Source organism: Enterobacter sp. SORGH_AS_0287, from assembly GCF_031453695.1.
GTDB classification, from domain to species: domain Bacteria; phylum Pseudomonadota; class Gammaproteobacteria; order Enterobacterales; family Enterobacteriaceae; genus Enterobacter; species Enterobacter ludwigii.
In genome coordinates, this window is sequence record NZ_JAVIZW010000001.1 from 1,685,699 (window position 1) to 1,700,842 (window position 15,144).

General features: G+C 53.7%; 13 protein-coding genes. 10 read left to right on the forward strand and 3 right to left on the reverse strand.

What is annotated here, in order from left to right:
• The first annotated feature begins 4 nt into the window (after positions 1-4).
• The 5 genes from hflD to QE396_RS08070 all read left to right on the forward strand — a co-directional run bounded on the left by hflD (position 5) and on the right by QE396_RS08070 (position 5,495).
• Positions 5-634, forward strand: a complete 630-nt coding sequence (gene hflD / locus QE396_RS08050; protein ID WP_014169611.1) for a high frequency lysogenization protein HflD — start codon at positions 5-7, stop codon at positions 632-634.
• Positions 635-653: 19 nt separating this feature from the next.
• Positions 654-2,024: an adenylosuccinate lyase gene (purB, locus tag QE396_RS08055; RefSeq protein ID WP_020884458.1), complete on the forward strand. Its 1,371-nt coding sequence runs from the start codon at positions 654-656 to the stop codon at positions 2,022-2,024.
• 122 nt (positions 2,025-2,146) lie between these two features.
• Entirely contained in the window at positions 2,147-2,818 is a 672-nt protein-coding gene (phoP, locus tag QE396_RS08060) for a two-component system response regulator PhoP (protein WP_032670531.1), read from the forward strand.
• The gene (gene phoQ / locus QE396_RS08065) at positions 2,819-4,282 is read left to right on the forward strand and encodes a two-component system sensor histidine kinase PhoQ (RefSeq protein ID WP_020884647.1); all 1,464 of its coding nucleotides are present in this window, start codon (positions 2,819-2,821) and stop codon (positions 4,280-4,282) included. It begins immediately after the preceding gene.
• A 91-nt stretch (positions 4,283-4,373) separates the two neighbouring features.
• Positions 4,374-5,495: a cupin domain-containing protein gene (locus QE396_RS08070; protein WP_020884648.1), complete on the forward strand. Its 1,122-nt coding sequence runs from the start codon at positions 4,374-4,376 to the stop codon at positions 5,493-5,495.
• 58 nt (positions 5,496-5,553) lie between these two features.
• Here the strand turns inward: QE396_RS08070 and pepT are convergent, their stop codons facing one another.
• Positions 5,554-6,777: a peptidase T gene (gene pepT, locus QE396_RS08075; RefSeq protein ID WP_047366429.1), complete on the reverse strand. Its 1,224-nt coding sequence runs from the start codon at positions 6,775-6,777 to the stop codon at positions 5,554-5,556.
• Positions 6,778-7,010: 233 nt separating this feature from the next.
• On the opposite strand from pepT, the gene potA reads away from it, so the two are divergent.
• From potA to potD, 4 genes are read left to right on the forward strand one after another with little or no spacing between them, the layout of a single operon-like run.
• Entirely contained in the window at positions 7,011-8,162 is a 1,152-nt protein-coding gene (gene potA, locus QE396_RS08080; RefSeq protein ID WP_171032980.1) for a spermidine/putrescine ABC transporter ATP-binding protein PotA, read from the forward strand.
• On the forward strand, positions 8,146-9,003 hold the full coding sequence (gene potB / locus QE396_RS08085) for a spermidine/putrescine ABC transporter permease PotB (RefSeq protein ID WP_020884651.1): 858 nt from the start codon (positions 8,146-8,148) through the stop codon (positions 9,001-9,003). The genes potA and potB overlap by 17 nt, the downstream gene beginning before the upstream one ends.
• A complete protein-coding gene (gene potC / locus QE396_RS08090) occupies positions 9,000-9,791 on the forward strand; it encodes a spermidine/putrescine ABC transporter permease PotC (protein WP_014169603.1) in 792 nt (263 codons plus the stop codon). The genes potB and potC overlap by 4 nt, the downstream gene beginning before the upstream one ends.
• On the forward strand, positions 9,788-10,822 hold the full coding sequence (gene potD, locus QE396_RS08095) for a spermidine/putrescine ABC transporter substrate-binding protein PotD (protein ID WP_014169602.1): 1,035 nt from the start codon (positions 9,788-9,790) through the stop codon (positions 10,820-10,822). The genes potC and potD overlap by 4 nt, the downstream gene beginning before the upstream one ends.
• A 47-nt stretch (positions 10,823-10,869) precedes the next feature.
• Here the strand turns inward: potD and QE396_RS08100 are convergent, their stop codons facing one another.
• Entirely contained in the window at positions 10,870-12,099 is a 1,230-nt protein-coding gene (locus QE396_RS08100; protein WP_020884653.1) for an EAL and HDOD domain-containing protein, read from the reverse strand.
• A 237-nt stretch (positions 12,100-12,336) separates the two neighbouring features.
• Here QE396_RS08100 and QE396_RS08105 point away from each other — a divergent pair, with 237 nt between their 5' ends.
• Positions 12,337-14,268, forward strand: a complete 1,932-nt coding sequence (locus tag QE396_RS08105; RefSeq protein WP_020884654.1) for a methyl-accepting chemotaxis protein — start codon at positions 12,337-12,339, stop codon at positions 14,266-14,268.
• Between the two features lie 46 nt (positions 14,269-14,314).
• Here QE396_RS08105 and cobB read toward each other — a convergent pair whose 3' ends face one another.
• On the reverse strand, positions 14,315-15,136 hold the full coding sequence (cobB, locus tag QE396_RS08110) for a Sir2 family NAD+-dependent deacetylase (protein ID WP_014169599.1): 822 nt from the start codon (positions 15,134-15,136) through the stop codon (positions 14,315-14,317).
• Positions 15,137-15,144 lie beyond the last annotated feature (8 nt).

Below are 15,144 nucleotides of genomic sequence, written 5' to 3' on the forward strand. Positions count from 1 at the left end.
ACGTGTGGCGAAGAACTATTATGACATCACCCTGGCACTGGCTGGAATTTGCCAGTCTGCCCGTCTGGTGCAACAGCTGGCGCATCAGGGTCATTGCGATGCTGACGCGCTGCACGTTTCACTCAACAGCGTTATCGACCTCAACCCCGGTTCGACTCTGGGTGTCTTCGGTGGGAGTGAAACCAATCTTCGTCTCGGTCTTGAAACTTTGCTTGGCGTGCTTAACGCCAGTAGCCGTCAGGGGTTGAACGCGGAGCTGACCCGCTACACGTTAAGCCTGATGGTACTGGAGCGTAAGCTCAGTGCGGCCAAAGGTGCGCTTGATACGCTCGGTGACCGCATTGCCGGGCTGCAGCGCCAGCTCGACCATTTTGATCTGCAGTCCGAAACGCTGCTCAGTGCCATGGCCGGCATTTATGTTGACGTCATCAGCCCGCTGGGCCCACGTATTCAGGTCACCGGCTCTCCTGCCGTGCTGCAAAGCCCGCAGGTTCAGGCAAAAGTCCGCGCCTCCCTGCTGGCGGGTATTCGTGCCGCCGTGCTGTGGCATCAGGTTGGCGGTGGCCGCCTGCAGTTAATGTTTTCTCGTAATCGCCTGACGACTCAGGCAAAACAAATTCTTGCTCATTGTTAACCTCCCGGAGTTGCGAATTATGGAATTATCCTCACTGACCGCCGTATCCCCTGTAGATGGACGCTACGGCGATAAAGTCAGCGCGCTGCGCGGGATCTTCAGCGAATATGGTTTGCTGAAGTTCCGTGTTCAGGTTGAAGTACGCTGGCTGCAAAAGCTGGCCGCCCAGGCAGCAATCAAGGAAGTTCCTGCTTTTGACGCCCAGGCAAACGATTACCTCGATAAAATCGTTGCTGACTTCAACGAAGAAGATGCTGCGCGCATTAAAACTATTGAGCGCACCACCAACCATGACGTAAAAGCGGTTGAGTATTTCCTGAAAGAGAAAGTGGCAAGCGTGCCTGCGCTGCATGCCGTGTCTGAATTCATTCACTTCGCCTGCACCTCAGAAGACATTAACAACCTGTCTCATGCACTGATGCTCTCCACCGCACGTAAAGACGTGGTGCTGCCTTACTGGCGTAAAATCATCGACGCGGTAAAAGCACTGTCTGTCGAATATCGTGATATTCCGCTGCTGTCCCGTACCCACGGTCAGCCGGCCACTCCCTCCACGATGGGTAAAGAGATGGCAAACGTGGCGTACCGTATGGAACGTCAGTATCGTCAGCTGGAGCAGGTCGAGATTCTGGGTAAAATCAACGGTGCGGTAGGTAACTACAACGCCCACATCGCCGCCTACCCGGAAGTGGACTGGCATCAGTTCAGCGAAGCGTTCGTGACCTCTCTGGGCATTCAGTGGAACCCGTACACCACCCAGATTGAGCCGCACGACTATATCGCGGAACTGTTTGACTGTATCGCTCGCTTCAACACCATTCTGATCGATTTCGATCGTGACGTGTGGGGTTACATCGCGCTGAACCACTTCAAACAGAAGACCATCGCCGGTGAAATTGGCTCCTCAACCATGCCGCACAAAGTCAACCCAATCGACTTCGAAAACTCCGAAGGCAACCTGGGCCTGGCGAATGCGGTGCTGCAGCACATGGCGAGCAAACTGCCGGTTTCCCGCTGGCAGCGCGACCTGACTGACTCCACCGTGCTGCGTAACCTGGGCGTGGGTATTGGATACGCGCTGATCGCGTATCAGTCCACCCTGAAAGGTGTAAGCAAACTGGAAGTGAACCGCGACCGTCTGCTGGACGAGCTGGATCACAACTGGGAAGTGCTGGCAGAGCCCATTCAGACCGTCATGCGTCGTTATGGCATTGAAAAACCGTACGAGAAACTGAAAGAGCTGACGCGCGGCAAACGCGTAGACGCCGAAGGCATGAAACAGTTTATCGACAGTCTTGAACTGCCGGAAGACGAGAAAACCCGCCTGAAAGCGATGACCCCGGCAAACTATATCGGCCGTGCCATCACCATGGTTGACGAGCTGAAGTAACCTCTCTTCCCCCTTTCCGCCTGGAAAGGGGGCTGCTTTTCCCCGGTTTACTTAATGTTTATCCCCACAACAACATAATCAGCGTTAAACTATTCATACCATTCATATAGGGAGAAAAGATGATGCGCGTACTGGTTGTTGAGGATAACGCATTGCTACGCCATCACCTGAAGGTTCAGCTTCAGGAGATGGGACATCAGGTGGACGATGCCGAAGATGCAAAAGAAGCCGATTATTATCTCAATGAGCACCTGCCGGACATCGCCATCGTCGATCTCGGATTGCCTGATGAAGACGGTTTGTCGTTGATTCGTCGCTGGCGCAGCCATGATGTCTCCCTTCCGGTTCTGGTGTTGACCGCACGTGAAGGCTGGCAGGACAAGGTTGAAGTGCTCAGCGCAGGTGCGGATGATTACGTTACCAAGCCGTTTCACATCGAAGAAGTGGCGGCACGCATGCAGGCATTGCTGCGCCGCAACAGCGGCCTGGCCTCCCAGGTGATTTCGATTCCCCCTTTCCAGGTTGATCTCTCCCGTCGTGAATTCTCGATCAATAATGAAGTCATTAAGCTGACCGCGTTTGAATACACCATCATGGAAACGTTAATCCGCAACAGCGGCAAAGTGGTGAGCAAAGACTCCTTAATGCTTCAGCTTTATCCGGATGCCGAGCTGCGTGAGAGCCACACGATTGATGTGTTGATGGGACGTTTGCGCAAGAAAATTCAGGCGGAGTACCCGCAGGACGTGATCACGACCGTCCGTGGTCAGGGTTATCTGTTCGAAATACGCTAAATGAAAGGGATCTTGCGTCATATTCTGCCCCTCTCGCTGCGGGTTCGCTTTTTACTGGCAACAGCCGCCGTCGTGCTGGTGTTATCCCTCTCCTACGGCATGGTGGCTCTGGTGGGCTACAGCGTCAGTTTTGATAAAACAACTTTTCGACTGTTGCGTGGTGAAAGCAACCTGTTTTATACCCTGGCGAAATGGGAAAACAACACGATCACCGTCGAAATGCCGGAAAACCTTAACCAGCAAAGCCCGACCCTGGCCCTGATTTATAACGAAAAGGGAAAACTACTTTGGGCACAACGCGATATCCCATGGCTGGTTAAAAGTATTCGTCCGGAATGGCTTAAGACCAATGGTTTCCACGAACTTGAAGCCGATCTGAACACCACCAGCTCGCTGCTGCGCGAGGACCGCTCCCTGCAGCAAAAGCTGAATGAGATCCGCGCAGACGATGCCGAAACAGAAATGACGCACTCCGTGGCGATTAACCTCTACCCGGCCACGATGAACATGCCGCAGTTGACCATCGTGGTGGTCGATACCATCCCGGTCGAACTTAAACGTTCTTATATGGTATGGAACTGGTTCGTCTATGTTCTGGCCGCGAATCTGCTGCTGGTGATCCCGCTGCTGTGGCTCGCCGCGTGGTGGAGTTTACGCCCCATCGAATCGCTGGCGAGAGAGGTGCGCGAGCTGGAAGAACATCATCGTGAGAAGCTCAACCCGGAGACTACCCGCGAGCTGACAAGCCTGGTGCGTAACCTCAACCGTCTGCTGAAAAGCGAACGTGAGCGCTATGATAAATATCGCACCACCCTCACCGACCTCACGCATAGCCTGAAAACGCCGCTGGCGGTGATGCAAAGTACCCTGCGTTCGATGCGCAGCTCAAAGCTGAGCGTTGATGACGCCGAGCCGGTGATGCTGGAACAGATCAGCCGTATTTCTCAGCAAATTGGTTACTATCTGCACCGTGCCAGCATGCGTTCCGGCAGCGCGTTATTGAGCCGCGAACTGCATCCTGTGGCACCGCTTCTGGATAACCTCACCTCCGCGCTCAACAAGGTTTACCAGCGCAAAGGGGTCAATATCAGCCTCGATATCTCTCCCGAAATCAGCTTTGTTGGTGAAAAAAATGATTTCATGGAAGTGATGGGCAATTTGCTGGATAACGCCTGTAAATATTGCCTGGAATTCGTGGAAGTTTCCGCGCGTCAGACGGATAACGAATTGCATATTATCGTTGAGGATGATGGCCCGGGGATCCCACGCAATAAACGTGATGTGGTATTCGACCGCGGTCAGCGTGCGGATACGTTACGCCCCGGCCAGGGGGTTGGGTTAGCGGTGGCACGCGAAATCGTCGACCAGTACGACGGAAAAATTGAAACCGAAGACAGTTTACTCGGAGGCGCCAGAATGGAGGTCATTTTCGGTCGCCAGCAGCCCATATCGAACGATAGTTAACCCGTTATGTGAAAAATGCGAGGATCTCGCACCCAGGCTCCTGTGCTTCCGTTATAATCCGAGTCAGTAAGAGCCTGCGGAATAAAAAAATATGGATTATCACTTAACACTTAACTGGCCCGAATTTATTGAACGTTACTGGCAGAAACGCCCGGTCGTTCTTAAACGCGGGTTCAGCAATTTTGTCGATCCTCTCTCCCCTGACGAACTGGCCGGTCTGGCCATGGAGAGTGAAGTCGACAGCCGCCTGGTAAGCCACCAGGACGGGAAATGGCAGGTCAGCCACGGTCCTTTCGAAAGCTACGATGACCTCGGTGAAAACAACTGGTCATTACTGGTTCAGGCGGTTAACCACTGGCATGAACCGACTGCGGCGTTAATGCGTCCGTTCCGCGCCCTGCCCGACTGGCGAATGGATGATCTGATGATCTCCTTCTCCGTGCCAGGAGGGGGCGTTGGTCCGCATCTGGACCAGTACGACGTGTTCATCATTCAGGGTACAGGCCGCCGCCGCTGGCGCGTGGGCGACAAAGTGCCGATGAAACAGCACTGCCCGCATCCGGACCTGCTTCAGGTCGATCCGTTTGAAGGGATTATCGATGAAGAGCTGGAGCCGGGTGATATTCTCTATATCCCACCAGGATTCCCGCACGAAGGGTATTCGCTGGAAAACTCGCTGAACTACTCCGTCGGATTCCGCGCACCAAGCGGTCGCGAAATGATCAGCGGCTTTGCTGACTACGTGCTGCAGCGTGAACTGGGCAGCCATCGTTACAGCGACCCGGATGTGCCTGCGCGCGAGCACCCGGCTGATATTGTGCCAGCCGAACTGGACAAGCTTCGCGGCATGATGCTGGATTTGATCAATGAACCGGCGCATTTCAGCCAGTGGTTTGGTGAGTTTATCAGCCAGTCACGCCATGAGCTGGATGTGGCACCGCCAGAGCCGCCATACCAGGCCGACGAGATTTATGACGCACTGCAACAGGGCGACAAACTGGTTCGTCTGGGCGGGTTGCGCGTACTGCGCATCGGTGAAGATGTTTTCGTTAACGGCGAGAAGCTGGACTCCCCTCACCGTCCGGCGCTGGAGGCTATTGCCAGCCACCTGACCTTAACGGCCGATACCTTTGGCGATGCGCTGGAAGATCCCTCTTTCCTCGCGATGCTCGCCGCGCTAGTGAACAGCGGGTACTGGTTCTTTGAGGACTAAACCGTAAAGAAAAGCGTGCCGGGTGGCGGTTTCGCCTGACCCGGCCTTTTTTTTGTCATTACCGCGCCGCGGTCAGCTCCGCAATTCGCACAATCACCTTCACCGCTTTTTCCATTCCTTCCAGCGTCACGAACTCGTGCTTGCCGTGATAGTTGTAGCCACCGGTAAACAGATTCGGGCAAGGCAGCCCCATGAACGACAGCTGCGAACCGTCTGTGCCACCACGAATCGGTTTTAACAGCGGTTCAATATCACAGTCACGCATTGCCTGCTGCGCGATATCGAGGATATGCGGATGCGCCATCACTTTCTCGCGCATATTGTAGTAGCTGTCTTCAATAATCAGCTCGATATAGCAATCCGGATGCAGGCCCTTACCGACCTTTTTGGCTATCTCCATCATCTTACGTTTACGCGCTTCAAATGCTTTACGGCCAAAGTCGCGAATGATGTAGTGCATCTGCGCACTGTCTACGGTGCCTTTAATGCTGGTCAGGTGATAAAAACCTTCATAACCGTCGGTCTGTTCCGGGCTCTCTTCTGGCGGAACTTCCGCATGAATACGCGACGCCAGCGACAACGCATTCACCATGACCCCTTTGGCGGAGCCAGGATGAACGTTGTTTCCGACGATTTTGATTGTCACGGACGCGGCGTTGAAATTCTCGAACTCCAGTTCCCCTACGCCGCCACCGTCGACGGTATAGGCCCACTTTGCGTTAAAGGCATCTACGTCGAAGTGTTTTGCCCCCTTGCCGACCTCTTCATCCGGCGTAAAGGCGACACGGATATCCCCGTGCGGGATATTTTTCTCTTTCAGCACCGCCAGCGCCGTCATGATCTCGGCAATCCCCGCTTTGTCATCGGCACCCAGCAGCGTTTTGCCGTCGGTGGTGATGAGCGTCTGACCGAGCAGCTGGTGCAGCACCGGGAACATCACCGGCGACAGTACTTCGTCACCAATCCCCAGCGCAATGTCGCCGCCGCGGTAGTTTTCAACAATCTGCGGGTTGACATGTTTACCGCTAAAATCCGGAGAGGTGTCGACATGAGAGATAAAGCCAATCGCCGGGATATCACCGGAGACATTCGCAGGCAGCGTTCCCATCACAGTGCCTTTCTCGCTTAACGTGACGTTAACCAGCCCCATGGCGTCGAGCTGCTCTTTGAGCAGGTTTAATAACTTCCACTGGCCTTCGGTGCTTGGCACCTGGCGGACACCCGGTTTAGATTGGGTATCCAGCGAAACGTACTGTAAAAAACGCTCAAGTAATTTATCCATGCAGTCACCCTCACTTTTTGTGACAACATTATCAATAAGCATCAAAAGGCAAATATTGCGTCAGGTCACTTTTATCCCGCAAACGAGAATATTTTCCGTTTATATCGTATCCGTTAGTAAATGTAGCTTATGAATCAGTGACAAGGATTGGCGATTACAGTGGTTTGCCGTAGAATGTCCGCCCTCATTACGAGTCACCAAGGTGGTTACACACAAACCCCGCTTCGGTCTGCATCCCGGAGCGTCTATATGGGACAGCGCAAAAATTGAATACACAATCCCGTTCACGTTCACCGCTGGTGCAACTGGAACGAATTCGTAAAAGTTTTGATGGTAAAGATGTTATTTCCGGGCTCAACCTGACCATCAATGACGGTGAGTTCCTCACGCTGCTTGGCCCCTCTGGCTGCGGCAAGACAACCGTACTGCGCCTTATCGCCGGACTGGAAAACGTCGATAGCGGTCACATCCACCTTGAAAACCAGGATATCACCCAGGTCCCCGCCGAAGAGCGGCACGTGAATACCGTCTTTCAGAGCTATGCCCTGTTTCCGCACATGACCGTGTTCGAGAACGTCGCATTTGGCCTGCGGATGCAAAAAACCCCGGCCAGCGAGATCCCTGCTCGCGTTACCGACGCGCTGCGCATGGTGCAACTGGAAGAATTTGCCCAGCGTAAGCCACACCAGCTTTCCGGCGGCCAGCAGCAGCGCGTTGCTATCGCCCGCGCTGTGGTCAATAAACCGCGTCTGCTCCTGCTGGATGAGTCACTTTCCGCGCTGGACTATAAACTGCGCAAGCAGATGCAGAACGAGCTTAAAGCCCTGCAGCGCAAGCTCGGCATTACCTTTGTCTTCGTTACCCACGATCAGGAAGAGGCACTCACCATGTCGGACCGTATCGTGGTGATGCGTGACGGCAAAATCGAGCAGGACGGCACGCCACGTGAAATCTATGAAGAGCCGAAAAACCTGTTCGTGGCCAGCTTCATTGGGGAGATCAACATTTTCAACGCCACGGTGATTGAACGCCTGGACGAACAGCGCGTGCGGGCCAACGTAGAAGGCCGCGAGTGCAATATCACCGTGAATTTTGCCGTCGAAAAAGGGCAAAAGCTCAACGTCCTGCTGCGCCCGGAGGATCTGCGCGTTGAAGAGATCCACGGCAATACTGATGCCGAGGGCCTGATTGGCTATATCCGGGAGCGCAACTATAAAGGGATGACGCTGGAGTCTGTCGTCGAACTGGAAAACGGTAAGATGGTGATGGTCAGTGAGTTCTTTAATGAGGACGACCCTGATTTCGACCACTCCCTCGACCAGAAAATGGTTATCAACTGGGTAGAAAGCTGGGAGGTTGTACTGGCTGATGAAGAACACAAGTAAATTCCAGAATGTGGTGATTGCTACTATCGTCGGTTGGCTTGTGTTGTTTGTCTTCTTACCCAACCTGATGATCATCGCCACCAGCTTCCTGACCCGCGACGATACTGACTTCGTAAAGCTGGTCTTTACGCTGGACAACTACTCGCGTCTGCTCGATCCGCTCTATTTTGACGTGCTGTTGCACTCGCTTAATATGGCGCTGATCGCCACCGTTGCCTGCCTGGTGCTGGGTTATCCCTTTGCATGGTTTCTGGCACGTCTGCCGCAAAAAGTGCGTCCACTGCTGCTCTTTTTGCTGATCGTGCCTTTCTGGACCAACTCCCTGATCCGCATCTACGGGCTGAAAATTTTCCTCAGCACCAAAGGCTATCTGAACGAGTTCCTGTTGTGGCTGGGCGTGATTGATACGCCAGTGCGCATCATGTTTACGCCGGGTGCGGTCATTGTGGGTCTGGTCTATATCCTGCTGCCCTTTATGGTGATGCCGCTCTATTCCAGCATTGAGAAGCTGGATAAACCGCTGCTGGAAGCTGCGAGAGACCTGGGCGCCAGCAAACTGCAGACCTTTATCCGGATTATCATTCCGTTGACCATGCCTGGCATCATTGCAGGTTGTCTGCTGGTAATGCTGCCGGCAATGGGCTTGTTCTACGTGTCCGACCTGATGGGCGGCGCGAAAAACCTGCTTATCGGCAACGTGATTAAGAGTCAGTTCCTGAACATTCGCGACTGGCCGTTCGGTTCCGCTACCAGCATTACGCTCACGGTGGTGATGGGCCTGATGCTGTTGATCTACTGGCGTGCTTCACGATTACTGAATAAAAAGGTGGAACTCGAATGATCGGTCGACTGCTTCGCGGCGGTTTTATGACCGCCATCTATGCCTATCTTTATATTCCGATCATTATTTTGATCGTGAACTCGTTTAACAGCTCGCGTTTCGGCATCAACTGGCAAGGTTTCACTACCAACTGGTACAGCCTGCTGATGAACAACGACAGCCTGCTGCAGGCTGCTCAGCACTCCCTGACGATGGCGATTTTCTCCGCCACCTTCGCCACGCTGATTGGTTCGCTTACCGCCGTGGCGCTCTATCGCTATCGCTTCCGGGGTAAACCGTTCGTCAGCGGGATGCTGTTTGTGGTGATGATGTCGCCGGATATCGTCATGGCGATTTCGCTGCTGGTGCTGTTTATGCTGCTGGGCGTCCAGTTGGGCTTCTGGTCACTGCTGTTCTCCCACATCACTTTCTGCCTGCCGTTTGTGGTGGTCACCGTCTTCGCACGCCTGAAAGGGTTTGACGTACGCATGCTGGAAGCCGCAAAAGATCTGGGTGCCAGTGAGATGACGATCCTGCGCAAAATCATCCTGCCGCTGGCGATGCCCGCCGTTGCTGCCGGATGGCTGCTGAGTTTTACCCTGTCGATGGACGATGTGGTGGTCTCCTCCTTCGTCACCGGCCCGAGTTATGAAATTCTGCCATTGAAGATCTATTCAATGGTGAAAGTCGGCGTCTCGCCCGAGGTGAACGCGCTGGCGACCATACTGTTAGTGTTCTCGCTGGTGCTGGTGATTGCCAGCCAGGTTATTGCTCGTGATAAAACAAAATCTCAGGGGACAATGAAATGAAAAAAATGCTTGCCGCTGCGGCACTGGTGCTCGGAATGGGTGCCGCGCACGCTGATGACAGCAAAACGCTCTATTTCTATAACTGGACCGAGTATGTGCCACCTGGCCTGCTCGAGCAGTTCACGAAAGAGACGGGCATCAAGGTTATCTATTCTACCTATGAGTCGAATGAAACCATGTACGCCAAGCTCAAAACTTACAAAGAAGGCGCGTACGATCTGGTCGTCCCGTCGACCTATTTCGTCGATAAAATGCGCAAAGAGGGCATGATTCAGAAGATCGATAAAACGAAGCTCACTCACTTCAACAATCTCGATCCGGAGATGCTCAATAAGCCGTTTGACCCGAATAACGACTACTCCATTCCTTACATCTGGGGCGCAACCGCCATTGGTGTCAACAGCGAGGCTATCGATCCGAAAACCGTTACAAGCTGGGCCGATCTGTGGAAACCGGAATACAAAGGCAGCCTGCTGTTAACCGACGACGCGCGCGAAGTGTTCCAGGTAGCGCTGCGTAAGCTCGGCTACTCAGGCAATACGACGGACCCGAAAGAGATTGAAGCGGCCTATAACGAGCTGAAAAAGCTGATGCCTAACGTGGCGGCATTCAACTCTGATAACCCGGCAAACCCCTATATGGAAGGCGAAGTGAATCTGGGCATGGTGTGGAACGGCTCCGCGTATGTTGCCCGTCAGGCCGGTACGCCGCTGGAGGTAGTGTGGCCGAAAGAAGGCGGGATCTTCTGGATGGATAGCCTCTCTATTCCTGCAAACGCGAAGAACGTTGACGGTGCCCTGAAGCTGATTAACTTCCTGCTGCGCCCGGACGTCGCGAAACAGGTTGCGGAGACCATTGGTTATCCCACCCCGAACCTCGCTGCGCGTAAGCTGCTCAGCCCGGCCGTCGCGAACGACAAATCGCTCTATCCGGATGCGCAAACCATCAGTAAAGGCGAGTGGCAAAACGATGTCGGTGACGCAAGCCGCATCTATGAAGAGTATTACCAGAAATTAAAAGCGGGCCGGTAAGCGGCCAGGCTTTCTTCCTCACTCCGTCTTAGCGGAGTGAGGAACGATTAACTGACGGCGTTCTCCCCGGCCCAGATCGTGGCCTTCCTCATCGCCTCTACGATGTCTTCCTCTGCCAGTCCCAGCGCGTGACTTATTCTGCTTGCCTCATCCCACTGCTGCTGCTCGTAGTAATGGCAGAGGCGAACCATATCCGCTAACTGCCCTTCCTGATGGCACAACGCATTACTCACGCTCTGCGGGACAGCAATTTGTGTCATCAACTCTGCCATCGGCAGCTCAAGCAGGGTATCAAGCAGTGAGAACAGACCGCACATGAACGCATTCTCAGCCAGCATTGGCTCATTCAGTTTCTCAGCAATCAGTTCACAGAATTTCCCGCGCATCATACTCATCGGGTAAAGCTCGGTGACGGTGTCGTTGGCTGCACTTGCCAGCACTACAACGGCCACAAACCTTCTGAGCTGATTTTCCCCGAGATACCTCAGCACTTCACTCAGGGTTAACTTGCTGAAATTACAGGCCCCCATGTGTTTAAAGGCGGTGTGCTTCATATAGCGCATGATTTTATAGGACAGCGTGAGATCGCTTTTGATTAACGCCTCGATGATCCGAAAGTCAGGTTTATTGCGCCCTACTTCCATTTGCAGACGGAAAATTGCAAGCTGATTTTGCGATAGCCGTTTATATTTAATCACCTCCGGACGACAGAAAAAATATCCCTGAAAAAGAGAAAATCCGGCATCGCTGTATTGTTTGAATTCCTCTTTAGTCTCAATTTTTTCAGCCAGATATTTAATATGCCCGGTCAGGCTTTTACGCTCACTCAGGTAATTTTTAATTTGCGCTAAGGTGTAATTCTGGACATCAAATTTGATGATGGAAATATAGGGCAAAAAAACATCCCATTCCGGTGCGAGAGTGAAATCATCGAGCGCAAAGCAGTACCCGTGCTCATACATTTCTCTCACGGCCTGCAAAAGCGCCTCACCCGGGTCAGCATCTTCAAGGATCTCAATGACCACGTTGTTTTTGTCCAGCGCCTCAGCGCTGCGGTCGATGATCATCCGGGAAGGAAAATTGATAAACGACGTATGTTCCCCGGCGATGCGCTGAGATGGCACGGATAAGAACTGGTCTGATATCATTCTGGACGTGGCATATTCCGCCGACACATCCGGGAAACGGTTGGTCATTCCGTCTCTGAAAAGCAGCTCATAGGCCACGGTATTCATATCGAGGTTAAAAATGGGTTGTCTCGCGATAAATCCATACATATCCCATCCTCCTGAACGTCTTTATATTTATTAGCATCCCCTATCTGCACAACGATAACGAGCATTATCGAACACTAATTTGATTGAATGCACAAAATAAAAGCATCCACACTAATTAACGGGAATTAGCGATCAAAAATTTAAATTAAATATACCCGGTGCTCTACAGAAACATGGCGAAATATCCGATAAGTGATCTGTGCCTGCCCGACATGCACGTCATTACGGGAGTTGAGAATGAAAGACGCCATGGTCCGAAAACAAAAAATAAGAGTCAAGACGTTGATGCTATTGTCCATTTTCCTCACCGTGACGGTGGGCTTTACGGCAACGATCGGTTTTATGATGTGGCAGTGGATGGATCAGCAAGAAGTGCTGGCTAAAAAACACATCCGCCAGATTGCTGAAGTGCAGTCGTTGCAGGTCAGTAAACAGATGGATTCCGCCCTGGCGGCCGCGCGTGACATGGGAAATAGCGCTCAGGCACTGCGCGACGCGAGCATCGCTGATCGACAGGGGCTCAACCAGCTGCTAATCCATTATCTCTCAGCGCACCCTCAGTTTCTTTCAATGTCGATGGCCTTTGAACCTGATGCCTTCGATGGCAACGATGCCACCTTTGCCGGTCAGAGCGGTGAAGATCCCGCCGGACGTTACGCCCGCTACGTTGACCGCGACGCCACAGGCAAACCGGCATTACATCTGCTGACGGACATCGAAACGCCCGGCAGCGGCGATTATTATCTGCTGCCGAAGCAACGGCAAAAAGATGTCATCATCGAACCCTATATTTATCCCTACAATGGGGTGGACGTAATGCTCACCTCGATTGCCGCCCCCATCATGCGTGAGGGTCAGTTCCTGGGGTCCGTCACATCGGATTTCTCACTCGCTACCCTGCAATCGATGATCGGGGCGATTAAACCGTGGAACGGTACAGGCTACGCCCTGCTTCTGTCGGCGGGCAACAACGTGGTTTCCAGCCCGGATAAACGTGCCGTAGGCAAGCCTTACACTGGAACCGTCACAGGGGATGAGGTGATACGCACAAACGATCCTCAACTGAAGGAAGAGGCGTTTATCACCTGGCAGGCGATTACCATCGGCAACAGTCAGACGCCCTGGAAGCTGGCTATTGTCACCCCGGTCAGCGAAGTGATGGCCGAGGCAAGACAATTTTTACTGAAAGCCATCCTCCTGATGGTGTTAAGCATTGTGGTTGTCAGCCTGGTCATGGCGCAAATCTTTACCCGTAAAGTGGACCGCCCGGTGGGGGGCGAACCGTCAGATGCCGCCGGGATCGCGCTGGCCGTGGCCGGAGGCGACCTGAACAACGCTATCCCGGTGCGTCCCGGGGATACCAGCAGTATTTTTTACGCCCTGCACACCATGCAGATGCAGCTCAAGCGCATCGTGGGTAACATCAGCGAAGCCAGCCACTCCGTTCACGGTGGCACCAGTGAAATTTCGGCAGGCAATCTCGATCTGGCCTCACGCACCGAAGAACAGGCAGCGGCGATTGTCGAAACCGCGGCCAGCATGGAAGAGATTTCGGTCACGGTGAAAAATAACGCCGACAATGCGCACAAAGCTACCACCCTTACCGATCGCGCCGCGACCCTTGCCGGACATGGCGAGACGCTGGTCAACGATGTCGTGGTGGTGATCGGGGAAATTGACGAAAGCGCCCGTAAGATTGGAGAGATCAACAGCATTGTGGACGGTATCGCCTTCCAGACCAATATTCTGGCGCTAAATGCCGCCGTAGAAGCGGCGCGCGCGGGCGAACAGGGGCGCGGTTTTGCAGTGGTGGCGGGTGAAGTGCGCAACCTTGCCCAGCGAAGCGCCAACGCGGCAAAAGAGATCTCCCAGCTGATAGCCGAGTCTTCAGGCCGTGTCAGCAAAGGCGTTGAGCTGGTCAATGAAACCGGCGTCATGATGAAGCAGGTCATTGAGGCCGTGTCGCATGTGCATCTGGTGATTAACGATATTGTTCAGGCTCTGGATGAGCAGAATCGGGGAATTAGCCAGGTCAGCATTGCCGTCAATCAGATGGACAGCACGACCCAGCAAAACGCGTCCCTGGTACAACAGATCTCGGCAGCGGCCCTGTCACTGGACGAGCAGGCGAAATCGCTGGAGAAAACGCTGGCGTACTTTACGCCATAAACAAAAAAGGCACCCGCAGGACGGGTGCCTTTTCAGGCTATCGCGATTACAGCCCTTTCAGGAGCTTATCGACAAACTCCGGTACGACGGTACTGGCCAGGCCATAGTGCTTCTCTTCGAACTCGCTGCCCACCTGGCTCGGCTCAAGATTCAGCTCAACCGTATGCGCGCCGTGCAGCCGCGCTTCGTGAACAAAGCCGGCCGCCGGATAGACATGGCCAGACGTGCCAATGGCGATAAAGACATCCGCCATGGCCAGCGCGCTGTAGATGTCATCCATACCAAGCGGCATTTCACCAAACCAGACCACATGCGGGCGCAGGCGCGACGGAAACTGGCAGCAGTGGCACTTATCTTCAGGCAGCACGTCCTCTTTCCAGTCCAGCACCTGACCGCTCCAGGCGCAGCGAACTTTCAGCAGTTCACCGTGCATATGGATGATGTTTTTGTTACCGGCCCGTTCATGCAGATTGTCGATATTCTGCGTAACCAGTAAAAAACGATCGCCAAGCGCCTCTTCCAGCTTCGCCAGCGCCAGATGCGCCGGATTAGGCACAACCTCTGGCTGCTGCAGCTGACGACGGCGGGCGTTATAAAACGCCTGCACAAGATCCGGATCGCGGGCAAAGCCTTCCGGCGTCGCCACATCCTCAACACGGTGCTCTTCCCATAACCCGTCCGCAGCGCGGAAAGTACGAATACCTGACTCTGCGGAGATCCCCGCCCCGGTCAGCACCACCACTCTGGGTTTATCCATCGCTTCTGGCATCATTCTGTCTCTGAAAAAGATCCGCTGGCGCAAGCGCTCACGTAAGCGGCGTTTATTTTTGCGAAAACGGCTGAGTCGACCTAAGCGACGCGACAGCATAAAAACCT

Bases quoted from the DNA above. Each gene is read 5' to 3' on its own strand.
- purB (WP_020884458.1), top strand. From the start codon at position 654: ATGGAATTATCCTCACTGACCGCCGTATCCCCTGTAGATGGACGCTAC.
- phoP (WP_032670531.1), top strand. From the start codon at position 2,147: ATGCGCGTACTGGTTGTTGAGGATAACGCATTGCTACGCCATCACCTG.
- phoQ (WP_020884647.1), top strand. From the start codon at position 2,819: ATGAAAGGGATCTTGCGTCATATTCTGCCCCTCTCGCTGCGGGTTCGC.
- QE396_RS08070 (WP_020884648.1), top strand. From the start codon at position 4,374: ATGGATTATCACTTAACACTTAACTGGCCCGAATTTATTGAACGTTAC.
- pepT (WP_047366429.1), bottom strand. From the start codon at position 6,777: ATGGATAAATTACTTGAGCGTTTTTTACAGTACGTTTCGCTGGATACC.
- potB (WP_020884651.1), top strand. From the start codon at position 8,146: ATGAAGAACACAAGTAAATTCCAGAATGTGGTGATTGCTACTATCGTC.
- potC (WP_014169603.1), top strand. From the start codon at position 9,000: ATGATCGGTCGACTGCTTCGCGGCGGTTTTATGACCGCCATCTATGCC.
- potD (WP_014169602.1), top strand. From the start codon at position 9,788: ATGAAAAAAATGCTTGCCGCTGCGGCACTGGTGCTCGGAATGGGTGCC.
- QE396_RS08100 (WP_020884653.1), bottom strand. From the start codon at position 12,099: ATGTATGGATTTATCGCGAGACAACCCATTTTTAACCTCGATATGAAT.
- QE396_RS08105 (WP_020884654.1), top strand. From the start codon at position 12,337: ATGAAAGACGCCATGGTCCGAAAACAAAAAATAAGAGTCAAGACGTTG.
- cobB (WP_014169599.1), bottom strand. From the start codon at position 15,136: ATGCTGTCGCGTCGCTTAGGTCGACTCAGCCGTTTTCGCAAAAATAAA.